Genomic DNA, 24,611 nt, shown 5'->3' on the forward strand with positions numbered 1-24,611 from the left:
TCACGGCCGGATCGGCAGCGGGACAACCTGGGAGAGACCAAGGGGCCGGCGCGGCGACCGGACCTGCTGCGGGAACAGCTCCGGGTGGATGATCCGGGCCATCGCCTCCAGGCCCTCCACGATGCGCGGGCCGGGCCGGGAGATCAGATCCGCGTCGATGGGGTAGATCCGCCCCTCCCGCACCGCCCGCAGGCGGTTCCAGCCCGGCCGCTGTCGGACCTTCTCCGGCGTCTCGCCGTAGTTCGCCGTCCCCAGGATGATGAGATCGGGATCCTGGCGGAGCAGCTCCTCCAGGCTGAGCTGGCCCCACTCGCTGGGGAGGACAGCCCCCACGTTCTGGCCACCGGCCATGATGATCAGCCGGTCGATGAAGGAGCCCGGCCCCGCCGTCCAGGGCTTGCCCGGATCCGTGGCGTCCAGCTCATAGAACACCTTGGGTCGGCTGGAGGCGGAGCGGACCTTCTCCTCCAGGGCGGCGACCCGGGCGCGCAGATCGGCCACCACCTTCTCCGCCTGAGCCGTGTTCCCGGTGAGCCTTCCCACGGTCAGGATCTGCTGGAAGATCCCCTCCAGATCCTTCGGGGTGCTTTGATGGAACACTATCAGACCCAGGTCCTCCAGAGCCTTCACCTGCTCCGGGCTGATCACCCCGGGCGCCAGGATGAGATCCGGCCGCAGGGCAACGATGGCCTCGGTGTTCAGGGTCGGATAGGTGTGGCCGATGCTGGGGACCTGCTTGGCCTCCGGCGGATAATCCGACAGCTCGTCCCGTCCGACCAGGCGATCGCCGGCCCCGACGGCGAAGATCATCTCCGTCGCCGAGGGAGCGAGGGTCACGATGCGCTGGGGACGGTCCTTCAGCACCACGGTCCGCCCGTGGTCGTCGACGATGTTCAGAAAGGGCGCCGGCGTGGGAGTGACGGTGGGCGTGGCCGTGGGTGCGGGGGTGAACGTGGGAGCAGGGGTCGCGGTGGGCGTGGGGGAAGGTGCCCCCGCGCAGCCGGCCAGGAGCATCAGGATAAAGAAGAGGATCACAGCGCGTCGCATCGGGAACCTCCCGGTTCAGGATGGGCGCCTCGCCGGAAGGGGCGAGGCGTGCCCATCCCGAACGGGGGCCGGAAACGAGCGGCCTCCCTGCCGGAACGGACAGGGAGGCCGCGTGAGGCCCGAGGGAAAGTCGGGACGGTGCAGGCGGCGCTCCTACCCCTTCCGCGAGGCTCGGAGGAGGCCGAGGCGGGCGACCGGGCTTCCATGGTCCGCGGTGGCGGCCATGGTTACCGTTGCGGGACAGCGCCGGACTTTCACCGGACTTCGCCTTTCAGCCCTGCCATCCGGGGCGTCGGGCACCTCGGCCGTATTCAGTTGTCCGACACAGGCCAATGATAGTGCGAAGGGAAAGGGTTGTCAAGCCCGGGCACCGCCCATGCTACAATCAGGCCGCGTCCGATCGAGAGCGGGAGGGATGCGGTGGATCAGGTGCTTCTCGCATGGATCGCGCTGATCCTGGGGATCCCGGCGGTGGCGGCGGCGCGGCGGTTGCTGGGCCCGCGCGGGCCCAGCCTGGCGATGGCCATGGCGCTGACGGGCGCCCTGGGGCTCTGGCTGGCGGCAGCCGGACAGCCGCCTCAAGAGGCTGCGTTGCGCATCGAGCGACCCTTTTCGGTTCTCCAGACCGCCTGGGTGTTCCGCCTGACTCCGTTTCTCTGGAGCCAGGGGCTGGGAGCTCTCCTGGCCGGGTTCCTGGTCGGATGGATGTGGACGGCTTGCCCAGGACAGGGCCGGCGGTGGCCTCGGGTCCTGACGCTGGGGATGCTCGTGGCCGCTACCGGGGCGGTCCTGGCGGCGGATCTTTTCACCCTTCTGATGACCTGGGCCGCCCTGGACGCCATGTTCCTGGCCCTGTTGCTGGTCCGCCGGGGGCAGGCCGTTGTCGACCGCGCGGCGCTGGCCGGGCTGGTGAATGGGGCGGCGCTCCTGGCCCTGTGGGCGGCGGCCTGGCAGCTCTGGCGCGCCGGCGACAGCCTCTTCTGGAGCCGGATGGGAGGGGAAGCGGCGCTGCCCCTCTTCGTCCTGGCCACCCTCATCCGCCTGGACATCTATCCCTTCCACGTGGGGCGTCCCCCTGAACTGGCGGATGAAGTGGACCGCGCGGCGCTGCTTTACATCCTTCCCACCGCTGTGGGCTTGACCTTCTGGGCCCATCGGGTTCCGATGCTGCAGGGGTGGCCGGGGACCCCCTGGGTGGCCGGAGCGTTGGGGCTCACCGCGGTGCTCGGAGGGCTATGGGCGTGGGCGGAGCCGGATCCAAGGGCCGGGCTGGTGGAGGCGGCCTGGGGGAGCGCGGCGTGGTGGGCGCTGGTCGCGCTGATGGAGCCGGCTCTCGCCCCGCTGGCGGCGGCCCTCTGGCCGGTTTGTTTCGCCCTGCTGTTCACCGCGCCCTCCTTTCACCCGGCTTCTCCGTGGGGGTTGCCCGCCCTGGCGGCGATCTTGACCCTGGCGGGCGTTCCCCTGATGCCCGGCGCCGCTCTCTTCGCCGGACTGTTCCGCGCTGCGCCGGCATGGGCATGGCCGATTCTGCTGCTCCCACACGGCCTGCTGCTTAGCGCCCTGGTGCGGGGATGGCTTCGCCCGATGGAGGAGGTGCTCCCCTCGGAGCGAGTCTGGCGGGTTCTCTACGGTCTGGGGCTTACCCTGGGGGTGGCCGGGTTGATCGGCCTGGGCCTCGCTCTAAGAGCCTGGCGGGAGGAGCTGTCTCCACCCCTTCGGGTGGTCCTGGTCGTCGGGCTGGGGCTTGCGGTCGGGATCCAGATGCAGGCCCACCGGGTGCATGAGGCGGCCCGGCGGTGGGCGCGGGTGCGTCCGTTCCTGACCCTGGACTGGCTGTATGCGGGCCTGACGCACCGGATCTCCCGTCCGGCCGCGGCGCTGCAACAGGCGCTGGAGTTCCTGGGCCATCCCGCGGCCATGTGGCTGTGGGCCCTGGTCGTGGGGGGGATCCTGCTCCTCCTCTGGCAGGGAAGCGCCCGATAGCCACACGGAAGGCGCGGAGGCGGGCATCCCGGCTTTGCTGCGGGGCAGATCTTCGTTGCTCAATCCAATGATTTGCCTTTATAATGCCCGCGGGGAGGTATGCGATGGCGTGGACGGTGGAGGATCTGCGGGATCTGGCGGAATTGTTGCGGGCGCATCCCGAGTGGCGGGAGCCCCTGTGGGCCTTGCTGGCCTCCGAGGAAGTGCGCCGGATGCCCGAGCGGATGGAGCAGGGCTTCCGGCGGGCCGCCCGTCTGATCCTCGCCCTCTACCGCGCCCAGCGGCGGCAGGCTCGGGAGACCGACGCCCGCTTGGCGGAGATGGCCGAGGCCATCCACCGGCTGGGCGAGACCGTGCGCCACTTGGCCGAGACCGTGCACGACCTGGCCGAAGCCCAGCACCGCACCGAGGAAAACCTCCAGCGCCTGGCTGAGGCCTTTGTGAACCACCGTCAGGAGTTCCTGGCCCACCAGGCCCAGGTCAACGCCCGCCTCGAAGAGCTCAGCACGGCGGTCCGTAACCTGACTGAGACGGTTCATCACCTCACTGAAACTGTTCATCACCTAAGCGAGATCGTGGGCAATCTGGCCCAGACCCAGCTCGGTCTGGCCGAGGCCCAGCGCCGCGCCGAGGAGAACCTCCAACGCCTGGCCGAGGCCTTCGTCGCCCATCGCCAGGAGTTCCTGGCCCACCAGGCCCAGGTCAATGCCCACCTCGCTGAGCTCAGGATGGAGGTCCACGCCCTGGTCGAGGCCCAGCGCCGCACCGAGGAATCCCTCCAGCGCCTGGCCGAGGCCTTCGCCGCTCACCGCCAGGAGTTCCTGGAATTCCGCGCCGAAACCGATCGTCGCTTCGCCGAGCTGGCCGAAGCCCAGCGCCGCCATTACGAAGAGTTCGCCGCCTACCGGGCCGAGACCGACCGCCGCTTCGCCGAGCTGGCCGAAGCCCAACGCCGTCACTACGAGGAGTTCGCCGCCTACCGGGTCGAGACCGATCGTCGGTTTGCCGAGCTGGCCGAGGCCCTCCGGATCCTGACCGAGCGGGTGGACCGGGTGGAGGCCCGCCTGGATCAGGTGGAAGCCCGCCTGGATCGGGTGGAAGCCCGCCTGGACCGGGTGGAGCGTCGCCAGGAGGACCACAGCCGGGACCTGGGGGAGCTCAAGTCGATGCGCCTGGAGGCCCTCTACCGGGAGAATCCGGGCCTCTTCCGCCCTCTGCTGCGGCGGGCCGCTGTCGTCCCCGGCGCGCGCAAGATGGAGATCCTGGAGGAGGCGGAGGCGGCCGGGCGCATCACGGAGGAGGAAGCGAGCCGGGCTGCCCCTCTGGACGCGCTGGTGGAGGGCTTTCACCGGCGGGAGGACCGCCGGGTGGTTCTGGCGGTGGAGATTTCCTGGCAGGGGACCACGAAGGACGTGGCCCGGGCGGCGGAGCGGGCGGCCATCTTCGCCCGGGCGCTGGGGGTGGAGGTGATCCCGGTGGTGGCGGCGAAGGAATTGACGGCGCCGGCGCGGCGGATGGCCCGGACGCGGGGGGTGTGGTGGCTGCAGGACGGGAGGGCCTTCGCCCCTCCAGAGATCCCCGAGGAAGGATCGGAATCGGAAGAGGCCTGATCCCCTTTGTCCGGGCTGGCTGATCCGAGCGGGCTGAACGGCTGGATCTACCCGGATCCCATGGCGACGACCTTTCCCCTGAGGCGTGGAGATGGCTCCCCCACATATCCGGATCGGAGGCGGCGGATGCCGATCTATCGCGGCCCGATCCCCGAGCCTGTGCGGGCCCAGCTGCGGGAGCTGGCGGGGGCCTGGCTGCCCGAGCCCGATCTCGAGCGGGCCTATCTGCATGTGGGGACCCCCCTGGCCCGTCTGATCCTGCGCGCGATGCCCGACCCGCTCCCGGGCGTGGATCCGGCGGCGGTGACCCTGGGCCGGCACATCTTCATGGACCCTGCTTACTGGCCCCCCGATCGCCTCTCGAGGTTCCGCCTGCTGGTCCACGAGCTGATCCATGTGCGTCAATGGCGGGAGCGCGGGGTTCTGGGATTCCTGTGGGCGTATCTGCGCGATTACCTCGCCCGCCGCTACGCGGGGGTGCGCCTGGAGCAGGAGGCCGAGGCGATCGCCGCGGCGGCGGCGGAACAATGGCAGGCCCGCGGTCTTCCCGTGTAAACTTTTCCCCACAGGCTCTGGAGAACACCCCGGTATGGAGGAAGACGATGCGACGGGTGCTGATCCTGGGAGGCGGGTTCGGGGGAGTGGCTACGGCCCATGCCCTGCGGCGGCGGCTCCCCCCGGAGGACGAGATCGTGGTGGTGGAGCGGCGTCCCTACTTCATGCTGGGCTTGCGCAAGACGTGGGCCCTGATCGGCCGGGGCACCCTGGAGGAAGGACGACGTCCCCTCCAGGCCCTCGAGCGCTTCGGCATCCGCGTCCTCCCCGGCACCATCACCGCCATCGACCCGGCGAACCGGGCGGTGGAGGTGAACGGCCGGCGCTGGGAGGGGGATGCCATGGTGGTGGCCCTGGGGGCCGAGCTGGCCCCGGAGGCGATCCCGGGCTTCCGGGAGCACGCCCTCAACGTCTACGATCCCCAGGAGATCCCCCGGGCGATGGAGGCGGTGCGCGCCTTCCGCGGCGGCCAGGTGATGATCGGCATCTTCGGGGCGCCTTACAAGTGCCCGCCGGCCCCTTACGAAATGGCCTTCCTCCTTCAGGACTTCTTCGAGGCCCGCGGCGTCCGGGCGCGTATCTCCGTCTTCACCCCGCAACCGATGTCCCTCCCCGTCCTGGGGGCGGCCGGCTGCTCGGTGCTGGAGGGGCGCCTGGCCGAGCGCGGGATCGATTTCCTCCCGAACCACAAGGCCACGGCGGTGGAGGCGGGGGCGGTGATCTTCGGCGATCGGCGGCGGCCCTTCGATCTGCTCCTCGGCGTCCCTCCCCACCGCTGCCCGGAGGTGGTGGTCCGCAGCGGCCTGACCGACGGCGGCGCGTGGGTGCGGGTGCACCCCCGCACACTGGAGACCCGCTTCGCCGGGGTTTACGCCATCGGGGACATCACTGAGATCCTCCTCCCCAACGGCATGCCGCTGCCCAAGGCGGGCGTCTTCGCCGAGGCCGAAGGGGAGGTGGTGGCGGAGCGGATCGCGGCCGTTTTCGCGGGACGGGAGCCCGAGGCTTCCTTCTCCGGCGAGGGCTTTTGCTACCTGGAGCTGGGCCGGGGCGAGGCGATGCTGGTGCGCGGCCGTTTCCTCGTCGAGCCGGCGCCGGAGATCGAGCTCACGGAGCCTTCGCCGAACTATCTGGAAGAGAAGAAGCGCTTCGAGGCCGAACGCCTGCGGACCTGGTTCGGGGACGCAGCGGCCTGACCTGCGCCATCCGTTGGGGGGAGGGGATGGAGCGACCCCGGGCGGCGCTGCGCCGGAAAGCGGAACGGATCGATCGGGCCCTGGAGGCGTATTACGGGATCCCGGCCCGCTGGCATCTGGATCCCCTTTCCGAGCTGGTCCTGACCGTCCTCTCCCAGAACACCAGTGATGTGAACAGCTGGCGGGCCTTCGAGCGGCTGCGGGAGCGCTTCCCCACCTGGGAGGCGGTGCGGGACGCGCCGGTGGAGGCGGTGGAGGAAGCCATCCGTCCGGCGGGCCTGGCCGCTCAGAAAGCTCCGCGGATCCAGGCGATCCTGCGCCGGATCACCGAGGAGCGCGGGGAGCTGTCGCTCGATTTCCTCGCCGACTGGCCAGTGGAGGAGGCGAAGGCTTACCTGCGGCGCCTGAACGGCGTGGGTCCGAAGACGGCGGCCATCGTGCTTCTTTTTTCGCTGGGCAAGCCGGCCTTCCCGGTCGATACGCATGTGCACCGCGTGGGGACACGGCTCGGGCTGATCCCGGAGGGGATGTCGGCGGAGCGAGCCCACGAATGGATGGAGGCCCTGGTTCCTCCGGATCGTTATCTCCCTTTTCATTTGTTGTTGATCCGCCACGGCCGGGAGATCTGCAAGGCCCAGCGGCCCCGCTGTGACCTCTGTCCGGTGCGCCGCGACTGCGATTTCTACCGACGGCGGCGCGCGGCGGGGCGATGATCCCGGCTTCCGCTGTTTTTAAGAGAGGACCTCCAGCCCGGCGAAGGAGGCCAGCAGCCGCTTGAGGCCCGCCTCTTCGAACATCACCACTACCTCCTCATCCGCGCCGATGGGCCGGCACTCCACCACCAGCCCCTCGCCGAAGCGCGGATGCCGGACCCGCAGGCCGGGGCGAAAGCGGGGGCTGGGGGGTGTGAAGGCAGGCGCTTCCTCCCTTTCGACCTTCCGGCGGCTACGGCCGGCGGCGCTCGGGGAACGGGCAGTGGTTCGGGCGACGGCGGGAGTGAGCAGCTCCCGGGGGATCTCCCGGAGGAACCGGGAGGGGGTGCGGAGCTCATCGTAGCGGCGGAAGGCGTAGGTGAGAAAGAGCTGGTCCTTGGCCCGGGTCATCCCCACATAGAACAGGCGGCGCTCCTCCTCCAGCGCCCCCGGCTCGTCCAGGGAGCGGCTATGGGGGAGGAGTCCCTCCTCCAGGCCGGCGATGAACACCGTGTGGAACTCCAGGCCCTTGGCGGCGTGCAACGTGAGCAAGATGGGGGCCTCCTCATCGCTTTCCAGCGTGTCCACATCGGTCAGCAGAGCGACGTCGGCCAGGAAGGCCGCCAGGGGATCCTCGAAGGCGCCGGGGCGGTAAGGCCCGGCGACCTTCAACAGCTCCAGGACGTTGTCCCAGCGGCGGCCGCCAACCTCGCGCCCTCCCTCCTCCAGAGACTCCACGTATTCCGCGTATCCGATCTCGTCGATGATCCGTCGCAGGAGCTCCGCCACGCCGAGATGCGCGCGGTCCGCCCGCCAGGCCCGGACGCGCTCGACGAAATCCGCCAGGGCGCGGCGGATCTTCGGGCCCAGGGAGATCCCCGGGGCGCCGGCGACGGCCTGCTCCACGGCAGCGAAGAGGGAGGTCTTCTCCTGGAGGGCCAGGGCGCTGAGCCGGGCCATGGTCGCCGGTCCGATCCCCCGCGGCGGGACGTTGAGGACGCGGACCAGGCTGAGGTCGTCGTGGGGGTTGAGGACGAGCCGGAGGTAGGCGATGAGATCCTTCACCTCCCGGCGCTGATAGAACCGGACGCCGCCCACCAGCCGATAAGGGATTCCCGCCTGTAGGAAGGCCTCCTCCAGGGCGCGGGACTGCGCGTTGGTCCGATACATCACCGCGATCTCCCCTGGTTGGATGCGGCCGGCCTCGATGAGCTCCTGGACCCGCCGGGCGATGAAGGCTGCCTCGTCCTCTTCGTCGAAGGCCTCGTAGAGGGTGATGGGGGCACCGGGGCCCCGGGCGGCGACCAGGCGCTTCTCGTTATAGCGCTCGGTGTTGCGGCGGATGACCGCCTGGGCGGCCTGCAGGATGGTCTCAGTGGAACGGTAGTTCTCCTCCAGGACGATGATGCGGGCGTCGGGGAAGTGCTCCCGGAAGCGGATCACGTTGCGGAAGTCGGCGCCGCGCCAGCCGTAGATGCTCTGGTCCTCATCCCCCACGCAGAACAGATTGCGGTGTCGAGAGGCCAGCAAGCGCAACAGCAGATACTGCACCGTGTTGGTGTCCTGGAACTCGTCCACCAGGATGTGGCGATATCGCTCCTGATAGCGAGCGAGGACGTCGGGGTGCTCCTCGAAGAGCTCCACCGCCCGCAGGAGGAGATCGTCGAAGTCCAGGGCGTCGGCGGCCCGCAGGCGCTCCTCATAGCGGGCGTAAACCCGAGCCACGATCTCGTCGAAGTAGGTCCGGATGGGATAGGCCTCGGGGCGGATGAACTCGTTCTTGGCCCGGGAGATGGCCGCCCGTAAGGCGCCCGGTCGGTAGCGCTTCTCATCCAGGTTGAGGTCCCGCAGGGCCTGGCGGATGGCCTCGAGGGTGTCCTCCTCGTCGTAGATTACGAACTGAGGGTGGAGCCCGAGGAGGGAGGCTTCCCGCCGGAGGAACCGAGCGCAGGTGGCGTGAAAGGTCCCCAGGGTGAGCTCCCCGACCCGGTCGCCGAAGAGAGCCTCCAGCCGGGAGCGCATCTCCTCCGCCGCCTTGTTGGTGAAGGTCACCGCCAGGATATGGAAGGGAGAGACCCGGCGGGCGGTGAGCAGATAGGCGATGCGGTAGGTGAGCACCCGGGTTTTCCCGCTGCCCGGGCCCGCCAGCACCAGGATCGGCCCGTCGGGGGCGGTGACCGCCTCCCGCTGGCTTGGGTTGAGCTCCTCCAGGAAGGAGAGATCCCTGCCCATGGTCCTCCGATCCGCATCAGGTCTTGGAAGCGTCCTGCCGTCGGCCACCAGTGCGCCGGGGCGGATCCCCCAGGAGGGGCTCCAGGGTCTGGATCCACCGCGCCAGGCGTTGAGCGAAGCGCTCCAGGCTGTCCTCATCCAGAGAGGTCAGCGGATGGGTCTCGAAGACCTTGGCCCATCCTCGATCCCAGGGCTCGGCCTCCACGTAGGGGCCCAGTTGCGCGCGGATCTCCCAGATGTGCGCGCAGACGGTCATCAGCATCGCCCGGTTCCGCACCGGATCCCGGCTCTCGAAGTGCAGGCCCACCTCGATCCGCCCCCGTCGCTCCCCCAGATGCCAGACCTCATAGTGGAAGGCCGGATCCCGGTAGTAGACCTGGACCAGCCAGGGCCGGGCGGACCAGCGGAACCCCTGCAGGTCCGGCGGCAGCAGCGGCTTCAGCCGTTGAGGAAGGGCCTCCATCCAGTCCCGCAGCCGCATGGCCTCGCTCCGGGCGCTCCACCCCATTTTACCCGGAGGCGAGGCTTCTTGGCTTTGAAACGGGAAGATCGGGTGTGTCCCGATTTTGTCGGGCCTGGCCGCCTTGTAGGACAACTGCGAGCAGTTGTCCTACGATTTTGGGACACACCCGGAAGATCTCTTTCGGCCCGGATCGGCTCGACGATGGAGGTGAAGGCCCCAGGCCTGGATGTCTCCGGTTGCGGTAGATCCGGTTTCCGGTTAGCATGAAGCGCCGGCCGATCCCCCTGCTTCCGTGAGGATCTATGTCGCTTCCATCGGGGATGCGGGGGAACGCCGTGGGAAACAGTCTTCGATGAGGAGGTGGTTCCGATGGGTGCGTTGCCCAAGCGCCGGGTGACCCGCACGCGGCGGGGGATGCGTCGGGCGCATGATGCGCTCCGGCGTCCGAACCTGGTGCCGTGTCCCCGGTGCAAGAACCGGATCCTTCCCCACCACGTCTGCCCCCATTGCGGGACGTATCGGGGCGTGCAGGTGATCGAGGTGGAAGGGCGCGCCTAATCCTCGTTCTCCATAATGGGCAGGACCTCGGGATCCCAGGGCTGGAGGGGTGAGCGGCTCATCCCTCCGGCCTCTGTTCTCCCGGGGCGGCGCGCCGGAGCGCGAAAGGGAGGTGAGGACGGATGGCCTGGCCGGGGGATGGGCAGGGGGAGGGATGGCCCTTCCCGGTGGAGGGAGAGGAAGGCATCCCGTCTGCTGCGGGGCGGAAGGGACGAGTGTTCCTTGTGCTGTTCGGGGGGGTGTTGGTGGTGGGCCTCTGTGCGCTCTTCGCCCTGGCGGTCTTCGGCGCCCCCTGGACGCCGCGCTGGTTAGACACGGGGGTGCCGCCGGATCGCTTGAGCGAGGGGGTGCCGTTCCCCCTGACCCTTTCCGACCGGAGCGGACGGCTTTATCCGATGATTCTGGTGCGGGCTGGCGATCGGATGCGGGCGTTTCCGATGCAGCCTCCTGGCATCCCGTGCCTGCTGAAGATCGAGGGGACGGAGCTGTGGGCGGAATGCGCCGGGTGTCGCTTTGGGGCCGACGGCCGCCCGATCGCCGGGCCATGCGCGGCTCCGCTGCCGTCCTATCCGGCCCGCGTGATGAGCGGCTCCATCTGGGTGGACGTCAACCGGCTGCAGTAGTGGGCGGGAAGTGAGATCTCCGGTCTTCACGGATCCGGAAGCGCAGGGAGGAGGGGCATGATGCGGGAGGTGGTCATCGTCGCTGCGGTGCGGACGCCGATGGGCAAATACGGGGGGGCCTTAAAGGATGTGCGCCCGGACGACTTGGCCGCCCTGGTGATTCGGGAAGTGGTCCGGCGGGCCGGGATCGATCCGGGGATGGTGGACGAGGTCTACATGGGCTGCGCCAACCAGGCGGGGGAGGATAACCGCAACGTCGCCCGCATGGCGGCGATCCTGGCGGGCTTCCCCTACCACGTGGCGGCGGTCACGGTGAACCGGCTGTGCGCCTCGGGGCTCACCGCCGTCAACCTGGCGGCCCGGACCATCCGCTGCGGCGAGGCGGATGTGGTGGTGGCGGGCGGCGTGGAGAGCATGACGCGGGCGCCCTGGGTGATGCCCAAGGCCCCTGTCCCCTTCCCGCGGGGGAACGTCACCGTCTACGACACCGCCCTGGGGTGGCGGTTCCCCAACCCGAAGATGGAGGCCATGTTCCCCCTCGAGTCCATGGGCGAGACGGCGGAGAACATCGCCGAGGAGCATCCGGAGATCACGCGGGAGGAGCAGGACCGCTTCGCCCTGCTCTCCCATCAGCGGGCGGTGGAGGCTATCCGCTCCGGGAAGTTCCGCGAGGAGATCGTGCCGGTGGTGATCGAGCGACCGGGGCAGTCCCCTCTGGTCATCGATGTCGATGAGGGGCCGCGCTATCGCCTCGAGAACGGAGAGATCGTCCTGGACACGGATCTCGAGCGCCTCTCCCGGCTGCCCCCGGTCTTCCGGAAAGGGGGGACGGTGACGGCGGGGAACGCCTCGGGGTTGAGCGACGGCGCCGCGGCGCTGCTGCTGATGAGCGCGGAGAAGGCGCGGGCCCTGGGCCTGCGGCCGATGGCCCGCTGGATCGCCTCGGCCGCAGTCGGGGTGAACCCCCGGGTGATGGGCTACGGCCCGGTCCCCGCCATCCGCAAGCTGCTGGAGCGGACGGGTCTCACCCTGGATCAGATCGATCTGGTGGAGATCAACGAGGCCTTTGCCGTCCAGACCCTGGCCTGTATTAAGCTGCTGGGGCTGGACCTCAACAAGGTGAACGTCAACGGCGGGGCCATCGCCTTGGGGCATCCCCTGGGATGCAGCGGGGCCCGCATCCTCACCACGCTGTTGTATGAGATGCGCCGGCGCCGGGCCCGTTATGGGATAGCCGCCCTGTGCGTGGGCGTGGGCCAGGGGGAAGCGGCTCTGGTGGAGGGAATCCACTCATAGCGGCGCTCGGCGACAGCCAGCGAAAGGGGGCGACCTGTAGGGCCGCCCCCTTTTCGTTTCTCCTGAGAAGGCCTGGCCGCGCCCTCAGCTCCAGTCGCCCTTCTTGATGCGGGCCAGGAACTCGGCGTTGCTGCGGGTCTTGCCCAGGGCTCCCAGAAGGGATTCCATCACCTGGGTGAGGTCGTAACCACCGCCGTCAGGAGGCGGGGCCATCATCCGGGCGATCATCCGCTGCAGCAGCCACACCTTCTCCAGGGTGTCCGGGTCCAGCAGCAGCTCCTCCCGGCGCGTCCCGGAGCGCTCAATATCGATGGCCGGGAAGAGGCGGCGCTCCGCCAGCTTGCGGGAGAGGTGCAGCTCCCAGTTGCCGGTCCCCTTGAACTCCTCATAGATCACATCGTCCATCCGGCTCCCCGTGTCGATCAGACAGGTGGCCAGGATGGTGAGCGAGCCCCCGTTCTCGATGTTTCGAGCGGCGCCGAAGAACCGCTTGGGCGGATACAGGGCGGCCGGGTCCAGCCCGCCCGTCCAGGTGCGGCCGCTGGGCTCCACCACCAGGTTGTAAGCTCGGGTGAGCCGGGTGATGGAGTCCAGGAGGATCACCACATGCTTGCCCCCCTCCACCATGCGCTTGGCCCGCTCCAGGGCCAGCTCGGCCACCTTGATGTGGTTCTCCGGCGGCTCGTCGAAGGTGCTGTGGACCACCTCGGCCTCCACCGAGCGGTCCATGTCGGTGACTTCCTCCGGCCGCTCGCCGACCAGCACGACCATCAGGTGGACGTCGCGGTAGCGGGTGGAGATGGCGTTGGCGATGTTCTTGAGGACAGTGGTCTTGCCGGCCTTGGGGGGCGAGACGATAAGCCCGCGCTGCCCGCGCCCGATGGGAGCCACCAGATTGATCAGCCGCGTGGTGAGGTTCTTGGGGTCCGTCTCCAGATCGAACATCTGGTTCGGGAAGATGGGGGTGAGCTCCTCGAACCGCGGCCGCTGGCGGGCCTGCTCCGGGTCCAGCCCGTTGACGGCCTCCACCCGCAGGAGGCTGTAGTATTTCTCCGTCTCCTTGGGCGGGCGGATCTGGCCGACGACGAAGTCTCCCCGCCGGAGCCCGAAGCGACGGATCTGGGACTGGCTGACGTAGATGTCGTTGGGGCTGGGGAGGAAGTTGGGGTTCACCCGGAGGAAGCCGATCATCCCCAGGGAGTCGTCCTCCACGATCTCCAGCGTCCCGCCGCCGAAGGCGTAACCCTGCTGCTCCGCCTTCGCCTGGAGCAGCCGCATGATGAGGTCCTGCTTCTTCAGGCGGCTGTAGCTCGGGATCTTGAGGGAGCGGGCCAGATCACGGAGCTCATCCAGGGTCTTGGATTCCAGATGGATGTAATCGAAATCCAGGATGGGAACCTGAACCTGCGCCTGTTCCATGTCCATGGTCCTTCCACTCAGGATGAGGATAGATGACCGCTGTGCATCGCGCCCGCCGGGGGCCGGACCGGGAGACGGCAGTGCGCCCGCTGGATCCTTGCCTTACAGGGTTAGCTTCGGGGACGATGCCTCAGGCGGCTGAAGCATTTTCATTATATCGGGCTCTCGGGCCAGCGTCAAACCCGGGCTTCCCCACGGGGTTTCCCCCAGGGTCCCAACCGGCCCCCGGGGTGTGTCCCCAAATCGTAGGACAACTGCGAGTCGTTCGAAAAGCGGTTTTTGTAGGAGGGGCTTCAGCCCCGACATCCCGTCTTCGATGGCGCAAGGATCGCGGCGGAAGCTGCTCCGTTAACTCCCAACCTCCGGTTCTCGATGACGCAGAGGGTCGCGGCGAAAGCCGCTCCTACCAAACATCGATCCCTCTGTAGGAGGGGCTTTCGCCCCGAACCTCCGTCTTCGAGACCGCATGATCGCTCCGGTGCCTCTATCCCCTTCTCCTAATCCGGGGAGGAAAAGTCCTTTGCCCACATCGCTCCGGATCACCCCCAGCAAGGTCCGCGCTGATTGTTCTGGATGGCCATGAAGAGCCCATGACTCGCCGCAGGCGCATCGCCCCTCGACCCATCCTCTCCCTCCCCTGGGCCGCCACCGTCATCTCCGGCCGCTGTTCCCCGGCATGGCCCTTCCGCTCCTGAACCCGCTTTTCCGACGGATGCGCCTTCGCCCATTCAAGCGGCTCCTCCTGCATCTATCAAGCCAAGCGCCTCGGCCACCATCTTCTCCGGCGCAATCTGACCAGGGGCACACCCGCCTACGGATCGCTCTGGAACAACAGCGCTCCGCGGGCCGCAAGGCAGGGGATGTGTCCTCATTTCGTCGGGAGCAGTTAGGTTGAGTTGACAAGAATCGGAGTTTGTAGTAGCATCCATGCTCGCGTTTTCTGATACGTGCTGGGGCGAATCGGGAGCCCACTGATCCGGCGCGTGCTCAACAGCCCGGCCTGCGGGCGGGAGACAGATTGGGATCTCCACACGACCATCTACCTTCGCCATTACGGGCCGGCCAACCCTGAGAGTCCCACCGGGAGGGGCGACGGTGGGGGAGAAAGACGACCGGGGCAAAAAATCTTTCGCCCCTACCGGTTTATATTTTTCATCCAACTGACTACTACTGTTCCCTTGCGGTTGTCATAGGCCGGGAGGCTTAGGATGGAGAGAGAAGTAAGCATCCGCTCCCTCATCCTCCGCATGCTTGTCTTCGACGCTGTGGTTCTCCTGAGCGCGGCGTCAGCCTTTGTTCTTTTCCCTGATCGCATCGCTAGATGGATCGCCGAGTTCTATCCTGTGATCCTGAGCGCTCTATGCGTATGGTTTTCTTGTCAGATTTATCTTTCTCAGAATTCTCTGAAGAGGAAACATCTGGCGAGCCGGATATGGGGGTTGCTAGCCGCTGGATTAGGATTCTGGGCGATCGGTGAAATCGTATGGGCCGTATATGGACTTTTTGCCACCCCGCCCGACTTTGGTTGGATGGATCTGTTCTGGTTGATCGGCAACGGCTTTCTGATCGCTTTCTACGCGCTTCTGCTCCGCTTCCTGTCCCCGGCTATCCAGGGGTGGAATCGATTTCTGGCAGTCGGATTGATTCTGTTGTTCATTGTTGTGGCGGGCGCTGCTATCTACGCGCCGATGCTTGTCGAGCCGCCCACGGACTGGCTGGAATTCGCTGTAAGCCTTCTGTATGAAACTCAGTATCTTCTCCTCCTGGTCGGCGCGACCCTCCTTACCCTCGCGGTCTATAAGGGGATCCTGGGGATCAGCTGGAGTATCCTGGCTGTGGGGATGTGGTGGATCGCCTTCACGGATCTGCTTTTCATCTATTTGGGTTTGAACGACCTCTACTACCCCGGCGGCAAGGTTACGCCGCTCAGCGTGCTCCATAACCTCCTTTACATAGCCGCTTATGTGATCATCCTGAACGGGCTCTATCTGCGGTGGGCGTTGCCATTCCCGGCTGTCAGGGCCGAAGAGGTGCTGATGGTCGCTTCGAAATTTCGTCCGCAGGAGACGTGGGTCCTGATCTCCGACGAGAGCGGTCGGGCTTTGTTTGTGGATCCGCGCCTTCCCCGGGCCCTGGGAGCCGCCGACATTGGGGAAATGACCGGAGAGTTTATCGGAGCCATCCTGGGTTTACAGCCAAACACGGAGTTCGAGATCCTGAGGGAAGCGCTAACTCATGGAAGCAGTCGGCCGCGCCCGGTTCTGATCGCTGGCCGATCGCATGTCCTGCAGGCTGTGGCTGAAGAGGAGACGTCCTTCCGTGAGGTCTACTGGTTGCTGACCCCCGGAGATGCCCGCCTGGAGATCCGGCCCGGGGGGAAGGTTTCTCTGGAAGCGCTTTTGGCTCAGGCGATGCGCGGGGCTGCCCGATCGCCAGGAGAGTTGAGGAAAGTATACGTCCAGGCCGTCTTTCAACTCCTCGCTATAATGTGTGTCCGTTTCGGCGGCGAGGCGGTCGGGCAGCAGTTCGTCCGCCGGTTCGGCTCAATTGTCTGCTCGGAGGAATCCCTCTCGGATCTCCTCGAAGATGCCAAAGCATGCCGTGGCCTGCTAGAGCGCGCGCTGGAATGCGCTCTGATAATGGTCCCGGTGGACCAGATGAGGAGCGCGCTGAAGCGATTGGAGGAAAGCCTGGGAGAGGAGGTCCTTCGAGCAGCCGATGCCGTCGGCTTGCGCTTGTCCTTTCCCGACGGATGAGCCTCCTCTCCGGTTGACTCAAGGCCGCCCATTTGTTATAATTGCGCCAAGCACGCAATGGACGATGTGCAGGGAGCGCGGCCGGAGGTCGCGCCGAAATCTTATAGTGCCAAAGACGAAGAACGGGAGGAGTAGGCCCTGGGCCGGCGCCCAGAGAGGCGGGGGAAGGTGGAAGCCCGCTGCGCACGCCAGGGCTGAATGGGCCCGGGAGTCGCCGGACGAACGGGGCGGGAACCGCCCTCAGTAGTCCCGGCCGGAGTCGCCACCGTTATCCGGGCGGAGGGGATCGGAAGTCCACGCTTCCTGTCCCCGCGAAAGAGTGGGGCTGGCCGACGAACCCCTCGTCCCACCGGCGAGGGGTTTTTGTTTTCGGCGGCCGGCCTCAGGAGGGTGGCACCACGGGCCATCCGGCGCCCGTCCCTCAGCGAGGGGCGGGCGCTTTTTTTATCCACACCTCCGTCGATCCAAAGGGGGCTTTCACCTCGAAAGGAGCGGAGAATGCGACGCCTGATCCGGCGGACGATGCCGGCGGACCTCTGGACGCCCATCGGGCTCTACCAGGCCCTGAGCCCGGAGGGGCCCTCGTTCCTCTTCGAGAGCGTGGAGGGCGGGGCCTATCTGGCCCGCTATTCGTTCATCGGCCTGATGCCCCGCCGCGTCTACCGCGTGGACGGATGGCGGATGGAGGAGCGCGGGCCGGAGGGATGCCGCCTCTATGATCTGCGTCAGGTCCACCCCTTTGCGGTGTGGCGGGAGGCCCTGGAGGCACTGGCCCCGGAGGCCGCTCTGGAGCCCCTGCCCCGCTTCATCGGGGGGCTGGCAGGCTACCTGGGCTATGAGATGGCCGCTTTCTTCGATCGCGTGCCCCGCGCCCCCGGGGATGCCCTCGCCTTCCCGGATGCGATCTTGATGCAGGTGGAGACCTTGCTGGTCTTCGACCACGTGACCCAGACCCTCACGCTGTTCGCCTTAGCCGAACCCGGCGCCGAGGGCGAGGCGGAGGCGCGGCTAACAGCCCTGGAGCGCCGCCTCCGGGATCCGGTGCCGGCCCCGTCCATCCCAACGTCCACCCCCGCCGCCGGGGCTTCTTGGAAGACCCGGGTGGATGCCGGGCGGTTTCGGGAGATGGTGCGGGCGGCCCAGGCCTACATCGCCGCCGGCGACGCCTTCCAAATCGTCCTCGCCCGCCGCTGGAGCCGTCCCATCGCCGCCCCACCCTTTGCCATCTACCGGACGCTGCGGCGCCTGAACCCTTCCCCCTATCTCTTCTTCCTGAACCTGCCGGGCCTGGGGCGGAACGGGGAGGATCTGGCGCTGATCGGCGCCTCCCCGGAGATGCTGGTGCGGGTGGAAGGCGGGGAGGTCACCCTCCGCCCCATCGCCGGGACGCGCCCCCGCGGCCGCTCCCCGGAAGAGGATCAGGCTCTGGAGCAGGAGCTGCGGGCCGATCCCAAGGAGCAGGCGGAGCACGTGATGCTGGTGGATCTGGGCCGCAATGACCTAGGGCGGGTGTGCGACTACGGGACGGTGCGGGTGGAGGAGTTCATGGTGGTGGAACGCTATTCCCACGTGATGCATCTGGTCTCCACGGTGCGAGGGCGGCTGCGGCCGGGCTGTGACGCCCTGGACGCCCTGGCGGCCGCCTTCCCGGCGGGAACGGTCTCCGGGGCCCCCAAGGTGCGGGCGATGGAGATCATCGCCGAGCTGGAGGGGGAGGCGCGAGGGCCCTACGCCGGGGGCGTGGGCTATTTCGACCCGCGGGGGAACGCCGACTGGTGCATCACCATCCGCACGGTGATGGTGCAGGGCGACATCGCGATGGTGCAGGCCGGCGCCGGGGTGGTGGCGGATTCCATCCCCGAGCGGGAGGAGGAGGAAACCCGCAACAAGGCCCGGGCGATGCAGCTGGCGGTCGATCTGAGCCATGGGGCGGATGGGCGCTGAGGACGAAAGGGGGTCGCGATGCTGCTGGTGATCGACAACTATGATTCCTTCACTTACAACCTGGTCCAGATCCTGGGGCAGCTGCTCCGGGAGGCCGGGCGCACGGATGTGCCCCTCCGGGTGGTCCGCAACGACGCGGTGGATCTGGAGGACATCATGGCAATGGAACCCTCAGCGGTGGTGATCTCGCCGGGGCCGGGGCGGCCGGAGGAGGCCGGCATCACCATCCCGGTGATCCGGGCCCTCAGCGGGCGGACGCCGCTTTTAGGGGTCTGTCTGGGCCACCAGGCCATCGCCGCCGCCTTCGGCGGCCGCGTGGTGCGAGCGGGACGGCTGATGCACGGCAAGGCCTCGCCGGTCCTCCACCAGGGGGATGCGCTCTTCGCCGGGCTGCCCAGCCCCTTCATGGCCGGCCGCTACCACTCCCTCCTGGTGGCCGAGCCCCTTCCGGAGCCCCTGATGGTCACCGCCCGCACCCCGGAGGGGGAGATCATGGCGCTGCGCCACCGCCACCATCCCACCTTCGGGATCCAGTTCCATCCCGAGTCGGTCCTCACCCCGGAGGGCGTGCGGTTGCTGCGGAACTTCCTGCGGATCGCCGGATACTTGGATCCGGCGCCCGCTATCTCTTCCGGATCCTTGAGGGGAGGAGGTTCGCGATGATTCGGGAAGCGATCGCCAAGCTGGTGCGACGGGAGGATCTCACCCTGGAGGAGGCTGAGGCGGCGATGGGGGCGATCATGCAAGGGGAGGCCACGCCGGCGCAGATCGGGGCCTTCCTGATCGCCCTGCGGATGAAGGGGGAGACCATCCCCGAGATCATCGGATGCGCCCGGGCGATGCGCCGGGCGATGCAGCGGGTGCCCTATGAGGGGGTTGCGGTGGACACCTGCGGCACGGGCGGCGATGGGGCCCGCACCTTCAACCTCTCGACGGCGGCGGCCTTCGTCGTCGCCGGAGCGGGGGTGCCGGTGGCCAAACACGGCAACCGGGCGGTCTCCAGCCCCAGCGGCAGCGCCGATCTCCTGGCCGCCCTGGGCGCGGCCCTCACCCTGACCCCTGAGCAGGCCGCCCGCGCCCTGCGGGAGGTCCGCTTCGCCTTTCTCTTCGCCCCCGCTTTTCACCCGGCGATGAAGCATGCCATCGGCCCCCGCCGCGAGATCGGCGTCCGCACGGTCTTCAACATCCTGGGCCCCCTCTGCAACCCGGCCGAGGTCCCCTATCAGGTGATGGGCGTGTTCGACCCAACCCTGGTGGAGCCTCTCGCGGAGGTCCTGGGCGCGTTGGGCAGCCGGCGGGCCTTCGTGGTGTGCGGGGTGGGCAACGTCGACGAGGTGACCCCGGCCGGCCCCGCCCGGGTCGCCGAATACGCCGACGGCCGGGTCCGATCCTGGATCTTCGACCCGGCCGACTACGGGATCCCGCGGGCGCCCCTGGAGGCCCTCCGGGGCGGCACGCCGGAAGAGAACGCCCAGCGGCTGCGGCGGTTGTTCCAGGGGAAGGAGAACGGCCCGCTGCGGGCGGCGGTCCTCCTCAACGCCGCCTTCGCCCTGCGCGCCGCGGAGCAGGTGGAGGACTTGCGGGAGGGACTGGCGCGGGCCGAGGAAGCCCTCGAGGGCGGAGCGGCCCTGGCTGTCCTGGAGGACTACGTGGCCTTCACCCAGCGAGGCGCTCAGGAGACTTGAGCATGTCCGTGCTGCAAAAGATCCTGGCCTGGAAGCGCGAGGAGCAGGCCCGGCGGATGCGGGAGCGCCCGCTCCCGCTGGTGCGGGCGGAAGCGGAGGCGATGCCGCCCCCACGGGACTTCGCCGCCGCCCTCGTCCGCCGGGGCGATCGCCCCGCCCTGATCGCCGAGGTCAAACGGGCTTCCCCCTCCCGGGGTGACCTGGCCCCGACGGTGGACCCTGTGGCCCTGGCCGGGGCGTATCGGCGGGGCGGGGCGGCCGCCCTCTCGGTCCTCACCGACGCCCGCTTCTTCAACGGAGAGCTGGCCCACCTGCAGGCCATCCGCCAGGCCTTCCCGGAGGTGCCGATCCTGCGCAAGGACTTCACCCTGGACGCCTACGACATCTACGAGGCCCGGGCGGCAGGAGCCGACGCGGTGCTCCTCATCGCCGCCGCCCTGGAGCCCTCACGTCTGGCCGACCTTCTTGCCCTCGCGGCGGAGCTGAGGATGACGGCCCTGGTGGAGGTTCATCGGGAGGAGGAGCTGGAACGGGCCCTGCAGGCCGGGGCGCGGGTGATCGGGGTGAACCATCGGGACCTCCACACCCTGACGGTGGACCGAACGGTCTCGGCCCGGCTGCGGCCTCGCATCCCCGCCGGGATCCGGACGGTGGCGGAGAGCGGGCTGCGGACCCCCGCCGACGTCCGGGAGATGGGGGCGCGGGGCTACGACGCGGTGCTGGTCGGCGAGGCGCTGGTGGAGGCCGGCCGGCGCCCCGACGGCTTCGATCTGGAGGCGGTGGTTCGCGCAACCCGGGCGCTGGCCGGTGGCGAAGAAGGGTGAGCCCGGACGAGGGGAGGCGGCGGTGTTCATCAAGATCTGTGGGATCACGACCCTGGAGGACGCCCGGGCGGCCGTCGCGGCGGGGGCGGACGCCCTGGGCTTCGTCCTCTATCCGAAGAGCCCCCGGTATCTGCCGCCGGAGCGGGCGGCGGCGCTGGTGGCGCAGCTGCGCCGGGAGGCGCCTGGAGTGCGCTACATAGGGGTGTTCGTGAACGAGCCAGCGGAGCGGGTGCGGACGCTGCTGGCGCGCATCGGCCTGGATTGGGCCCAGCTCCATGGCGAGGAGCCCCCGGAGGTGGTGCAGGCCCTGGCAGACCGCGCTTACCGGGTGCTCCGGCTGCGCCCCGGGAGCGCCATCGATCCCGCGCCCTACCGCGGGCGGCTGCCCGACGGGCCGACCCTGGGGGTGGACGCCTGGCATCCCACGGCCTATGGGGGGACCGGACGGGTCGCCGACTGGGAGCAGGCGGCCCGGTGGGCCCGGGCGGAGCGCCTGCTTCTGAGCGGGGGGCTGACGCCGGAGAACGTGGCCGCGGCCATCGCCCGCGTCCGGCCCTGGGGCGTCGATGTCTCCTCCGGGGTGGAGCGGGCCCCCGGGCGGAAGGACCCGGAGAAAGTGCGGGCCTTCATCGCCCGGGCGCGGGCCGCCTTCCGGGCCCTGCAGGAGGGCATCCCTGTGGAACTCCAGGAGGAGGGCGGATGATCGCGCTGATTCCCCCACCGGTTTCGGAGCGGCCGGGCTACTTCGGGCCTTACGGCGGGCGGTATGTGCCGGAGACCCTGATTCCCGCCCTGGAGGAGCTGGAGCAGGCGTTCGAGGAGGCGCTGCGGGATCCGGAGTTCCTCCGGGAGTTCGAGGCCCTGCTGCGCACCTATGTGGGGCGCCCCACGCCGCTGACGGAGGCCCGGCGGCTGGGGGAGGCCGTCGGCGCGCGGATCTTCCTCAAGCGGGAGGACCTAGCCCACACGGGGGCCCATAAGATCAACAACGCCCTGGGCCAGGCCCTCCTGGCGAAGCGCTTGGGCAAGCGGCGGGTGGTGGCCGAGACCGGGGCCGGCCAGCACGGGGTGGCCACGGCCACCGCCTGCGCCCTCCTCGGGCTGGAGTGCGTCATCTACATGGGCACCGCGGACATGGCCCGCCAGCGGCCCAACGTGTTCCGGATGCGCTTGCTCGGCGCCGAGGTGCGCCCGGTGGACGCCGGCTCCTGCACCCTGAAGGACGCCATCAACGAGGCCATCCGGGACTGGGTGACGAACGTGCGCACGACCCATTACCTGCTGGGCTCCGCCCTGGGGCCCCATCCGTATCCCGCCATCGTGCGCACCTTCCAGTCGGTGATCGGCGTTGAGGCCCGCTCCCAGATGCGGGAGGCCTTCGGGCGGCTGCCGGACGTGGCGGTGGCCTGCGTGGGTGGGGGGAGCAACGCCATCGGCCTCTTCGCGGCCTTCCTGGAGGATCCGGTGGAGCTGGTGGGGGTGGAGGCGGGCGGGGAGGGGATCCCCACCGGCCGCCACGCCGCCCGCTTCGCCGACGGCGACCGGGGCCGCATCGGCGTCCTGCACGGAACCCGCACCTACGTCCTCCAGGATCCGTGGGGGCAGATCCTGGACACCCACTCGATCTCCGCCGGGCTGGATTACCCGGCCGTGGGCCCAGAGCACGCGTATCTGCGGGAGCGGGGGCGCGTCCGCTACACCGCCGTCACCGACGCTGAGGCCCTGGCTGCTTTCCGGGCCCTGGCCCGGCTGGAAGGGATCCTCCCGGCCCTGGAGTCCGCCCACGCCGTCGCCGAGGCCATGCGGATCGCCCGGGAGCGGCCCGGCGCGTGGATCCTGGTCAACCTCTCCGGGCGGGGGGACAAAGACCTGGAGACCGTGGCGAGGGCCCTGGGGGAGGCGATCGGATGAGGGGTGTGGAGGCGGTGCGGGAGGCCTTCCGGCGCGCCCGGGCGGAGCGGCGCGCGGCGCTCATCCTCTACTGGCCTGTCGGCTACCCGGACCTGGAGGCCTCGATCCGGATCGTGGGCCTCCTGGCCCGGGCGGGCGCCGATCTCATCGAGCTGGGGTTGCCGTTCTCCGATCCCCTGGCGGACGGCCCGGTGATCCAGCGGGCGGTCCACCGGGCCCTGCAGGCGGGGTTCCGAACGCCCCAGATCCTGGAGGTCCTCGCCCGCCTGCGGGCGGGAGGCGTGGGCATCCCCCTCTGCCTGATGAGCTACGTCAACCCGCTCCTCGCCGCGGGGCTTCCGGGGTTTCTGGAGGAGGCGGCGCGGGCGGGGGCGGACGGGCTGATCGTCCCGGATCTCCCGCTGGAGGAGGCGGAGGCCATGCGGGGAGCGGCAGGGGCGGCCGGTTTGGCCTGGATCCCCCTGGCGGCGCCCACCACGCCGGATGAGCGGCTGGCCCGCATTGCCGCCACCGCCACCGGGTTTCTCTATCTGGTTTCGGTCACGGGGATCACCGGGGTGCGGGATCGGCTGCCGGAGGAAGTAGTGCAGCATCTGCGCCGGGCGCGCCGGCAGGCCGGCGGCGTCCTGGTGGCGGTGGGGTTCGGGATCTCCCGGCCGGATCACGCGGCCGGACTGGCCCCGGAGGCCGACGGGCTGGTGGTGGGCAGCGCCCTCATCCGGCATGCCGAGGCCTGCGGGTTCGACGAGGCCGCCCTCGCCGCCTTCGTCCACGCCATGCGGACGGCCGCGGCTCTCCCCGACGAAGGCCTTCCCGCCGATCGGGGGTCGGGATGAGGGGGACAACAGCGAGCCGTTCCCCCACATTGTGGTAAAACCAGGAAGCCCTGCTCGCGAGCCTTCCTTCTCTACTCGACTATAATTTTTCTCAGAGACGCCAGGCAGCGCCCGGTTGACCAACTACTCCGACACACTCTATAGGAGGGGCTTTCGCCCCGAACTTTGGGTCTTCGATGGCGCAAAGGTCGCGGCTCCCTATCGGAGGTGCCCAATGCGACTCCCTCGTTTGTTCGGTCGGAAACCTGCCCGCCCCGACCCGGAACCGCTCCGGCAGGCGATCCTTGCCTTCCTCCAGGCCCGCACCTGGTCGGAATCCCGGCGCGTGGTGGAGGAGCACCCGGAGCTGCTGAGCGACGAGGCCGACGCACTGCTCGGGCAACTCATCGCGGCCCAGGAGGATGCCAACGCCCGCCGCTACCTGGAGGAGCGCCGCGCTCTCCTGCGCCGCTGCCGGGAGGTGGGGGTGGAAAGGGCGTTCCGGGAGAAAACAGAGCCGGCCGCCCCGTCAGAGGAGGAGATGCGCCAGCACCCTCTTTATCGGCTGGCCGAGAGCGTGATGCGGGGCGAACGGAGCCTGGAGGCCGCGCTCCGGCAGGCCACCGCCCCGGATACCCTGCAGGCGCTGGATGATCGCGCCATTGAGCGGCTCGACGACTACATCCTCGCCCTCTCCCGCGACCCCGCCCGCCCTATCCAGGCTCGCGTCCGCGCCTACGTGCTGGCCGAGCTGAACCACGCCGCCGCCCAGGCCCTTCCCGCCTCCCCGCCGATCCGCGCCTACACGGCCAACAGGCTGGGCAACCGCATAGAGGATTACCCCTTCAAGACCCCGGCCCATCTGGAGCGACGGGTGGAAGCTTATCGGGAGGCCCTAACGATCTGGCAGCAAGAGGGGGATGAAAGGCGGGCTGCCATGCTCCAGAACAACCTGGGCAACGCCTATCTGCGTCTGGCGGAAGTGCGGGATCGGGAGGCGAA

20 protein-coding genes, 1 pseudogene and 1 riboswitch are annotated in these 24,611 nt (G+C 69.0%); of the genes and pseudogenes, 17 read left to right on the forward strand and 4 right to left on the reverse strand.

The genetic code is table 11. The features are described from left to right. Positions 1-1,047, reverse strand: a complete 1,047-nt coding sequence (locus tag CFB18_RS09305) for an ABC transporter substrate-binding protein (protein ID WP_088571537.1) — start codon at positions 1,045-1,047, stop codon at positions 1-3. 168 nt (positions 1,048-1,215) lie between these two features. Continuing rightward, positions 1,216-1,366, reverse strand: a riboswitch (cobalamin riboswitch). A 101-nt stretch (positions 1,367-1,467) separates the two neighbouring features. Between CFB18_RS09305 and CFB18_RS09310 the strand changes: the two genes are divergently transcribed. From CFB18_RS09310 to CFB18_RS09330, 5 genes are all read left to right on the forward strand, one after another. Continuing rightward, positions 1,468-3,030, forward strand: a complete 1,563-nt coding sequence (locus CFB18_RS09310) for a hypothetical protein (protein WP_088571538.1) — start codon at positions 1,468-1,470, stop codon at positions 3,028-3,030. 104 nt (positions 3,031-3,134) lie between these two features. Beyond that, positions 3,135-4,640, forward strand: a complete 1,506-nt coding sequence (locus CFB18_RS09315) for a coiled-coil domain-containing protein (RefSeq protein WP_088571539.1) — start codon at positions 3,135-3,137, stop codon at positions 4,638-4,640. A gap of 126 nt (positions 4,641-4,766) precedes the next feature. Further along, positions 4,767-5,195 (forward strand): eCIS core domain-containing protein, encoded by a 429-nt coding sequence (locus CFB18_RS09320; RefSeq protein ID WP_159461674.1) that lies wholly within the window; start codon positions 4,767-4,769, stop codon positions 5,193-5,195. A 47-nt stretch (positions 5,196-5,242) separates the two neighbouring features. Continuing rightward, positions 5,243-6,391, forward strand: a complete 1,149-nt coding sequence (locus CFB18_RS09325) for an NAD(P)/FAD-dependent oxidoreductase (RefSeq protein WP_088571541.1) — start codon at positions 5,243-5,245, stop codon at positions 6,389-6,391. A 26-nt stretch (positions 6,392-6,417) separates the two neighbouring features. Continuing rightward, positions 6,418-7,104, forward strand: coding sequence for an endonuclease III domain-containing protein (locus CFB18_RS09330; RefSeq protein WP_088571542.1), 687 nt, complete (start codon positions 6,418-6,420; stop codon positions 7,102-7,104). 18 nt (positions 7,105-7,122) lie between these two features. Here CFB18_RS09330 and CFB18_RS09335 read toward each other — a convergent pair whose 3' ends face one another. Next, complete coding sequence (locus tag CFB18_RS09335) at positions 7,123-9,315, reverse strand: ATP-dependent helicase (RefSeq protein WP_088571543.1); 2,193 nt, start codon at positions 9,313-9,315, stop codon at positions 7,123-7,125. 16 nt (positions 9,316-9,331) lie between these two features. Then, positions 9,332-9,796, reverse strand: coding sequence for a hypothetical protein (locus tag CFB18_RS09340; protein WP_088571544.1), 465 nt, complete (start codon positions 9,794-9,796; stop codon positions 9,332-9,334). Between the two features lie 351 nt (positions 9,797-10,147). Between CFB18_RS09340 and rpmF the strand changes: the two genes are divergently transcribed. From rpmF to CFB18_RS09355, 3 genes are all read left to right on the forward strand, one after another. Next, on the forward strand, positions 10,148-10,336 hold the full coding sequence (gene rpmF, locus CFB18_RS09345; RefSeq protein ID WP_088571545.1) for a 50S ribosomal protein L32: 189 nt from the start codon (positions 10,148-10,150) through the stop codon (positions 10,334-10,336). A 122-nt stretch (positions 10,337-10,458) separates the two neighbouring features. Then, complete coding sequence (locus CFB18_RS09350; protein ID WP_088571546.1) at positions 10,459-10,959, forward strand: Rieske (2Fe-2S) protein; 501 nt, start codon at positions 10,459-10,461, stop codon at positions 10,957-10,959. A gap of 60 nt (positions 10,960-11,019) precedes the next feature. Continuing rightward, positions 11,020-12,255: a thiolase family protein gene (locus CFB18_RS09355; protein WP_088571558.1), complete on the forward strand. Its 1,236-nt coding sequence runs from the start codon at positions 11,020-11,022 to the stop codon at positions 12,253-12,255. 84 nt (positions 12,256-12,339) lie between these two features. On the opposite strand, the gene rho is transcribed toward CFB18_RS09355, so the two are convergent. Further along, positions 12,340-13,680, reverse strand: coding sequence for a transcription termination factor Rho (rho, locus tag CFB18_RS09360; protein WP_320410128.1), 1,341 nt, complete (start codon positions 13,678-13,680; stop codon positions 12,340-12,342). A gap of 1,202 nt (positions 13,681-14,882) precedes the next feature. On the opposite strand from rho, the gene CFB18_RS09365 reads away from it, so the two are divergent. From CFB18_RS09365 to CFB18_RS09405, 9 genes and pseudogenes are all read left to right on the forward strand, one after another. Further along, positions 14,883-16,430: a hypothetical protein gene (locus CFB18_RS09365; protein WP_088571547.1), complete on the forward strand. Its 1,548-nt coding sequence runs from the start codon at positions 14,883-14,885 to the stop codon at positions 16,428-16,430. Positions 16,431-16,928: 498 nt separating this feature from the next. Then, positions 16,929-18,374 (forward strand): anthranilate synthase component I family protein, encoded by a 1,446-nt coding sequence (locus tag CFB18_RS09370; RefSeq protein ID WP_088571548.1) that lies wholly within the window; start codon positions 16,929-16,931, stop codon positions 18,372-18,374. An 18-nt stretch (positions 18,375-18,392) separates the two neighbouring features. Then, the gene (locus CFB18_RS09375; RefSeq protein ID WP_088571549.1) at positions 18,393-19,037 is read left to right on the forward strand and encodes an anthranilate synthase component II; all 645 of its coding nucleotides are present in this window, start codon (positions 18,393-18,395) and stop codon (positions 19,035-19,037) included. Beyond that, positions 19,034-20,059 carry an anthranilate phosphoribosyltransferase gene (gene trpD, locus CFB18_RS09380; protein ID WP_088571550.1) on the forward strand — a complete coding sequence of 342 codons (1,026 nt, stop codon included), beginning with the start codon at positions 19,034-19,036 and terminating at the stop codon, positions 20,057-20,059. The genes CFB18_RS09375 and trpD overlap by 4 nt, the downstream gene beginning before the upstream one ends. 2 nt (positions 20,060-20,061) lie before the next feature. Next, on the forward strand, positions 20,062-20,883 hold the full coding sequence (gene trpC / locus CFB18_RS09385; RefSeq protein WP_088571551.1) for an indole-3-glycerol phosphate synthase TrpC: 822 nt from the start codon (positions 20,062-20,064) through the stop codon (positions 20,881-20,883). A gap of 22 nt (positions 20,884-20,905) precedes the next feature. Next, on the forward strand, positions 20,906-21,586 hold the full coding sequence (locus tag CFB18_RS09390) for a phosphoribosylanthranilate isomerase (protein ID WP_088571552.1): 681 nt from the start codon (positions 20,906-20,908) through the stop codon (positions 21,584-21,586). After that, positions 21,583-22,794 (forward strand): tryptophan synthase subunit beta, encoded by a 1,212-nt coding sequence (gene trpB / locus CFB18_RS09395; RefSeq protein WP_088571553.1) that lies wholly within the window; start codon positions 21,583-21,585, stop codon positions 22,792-22,794. Before CFB18_RS09390 ends, trpB begins: the two co-directional genes overlap by 4 nt. Beyond that, positions 22,791-23,630, forward strand: coding sequence for a tryptophan synthase subunit alpha (gene trpA / locus CFB18_RS09400; RefSeq protein WP_088571554.1), 840 nt, complete (start codon positions 22,791-22,793; stop codon positions 23,628-23,630). Before trpB ends, trpA begins: the two co-directional genes overlap by 4 nt. A gap of 214 nt (positions 23,631-23,844) precedes the next feature. Beyond that, positions 23,845-24,611, forward strand: a pseudogene (locus tag CFB18_RS09405) (hypothetical protein); the annotation flags it as partial.

It is taken from the genome of Thermoflexus hugenholtzii JAD2, from assembly GCF_900187885.1.
GTDB lineage: Bacteria > Chloroflexota > Anaerolineae > Thermoflexales > Thermoflexaceae > Thermoflexus > Thermoflexus hugenholtzii.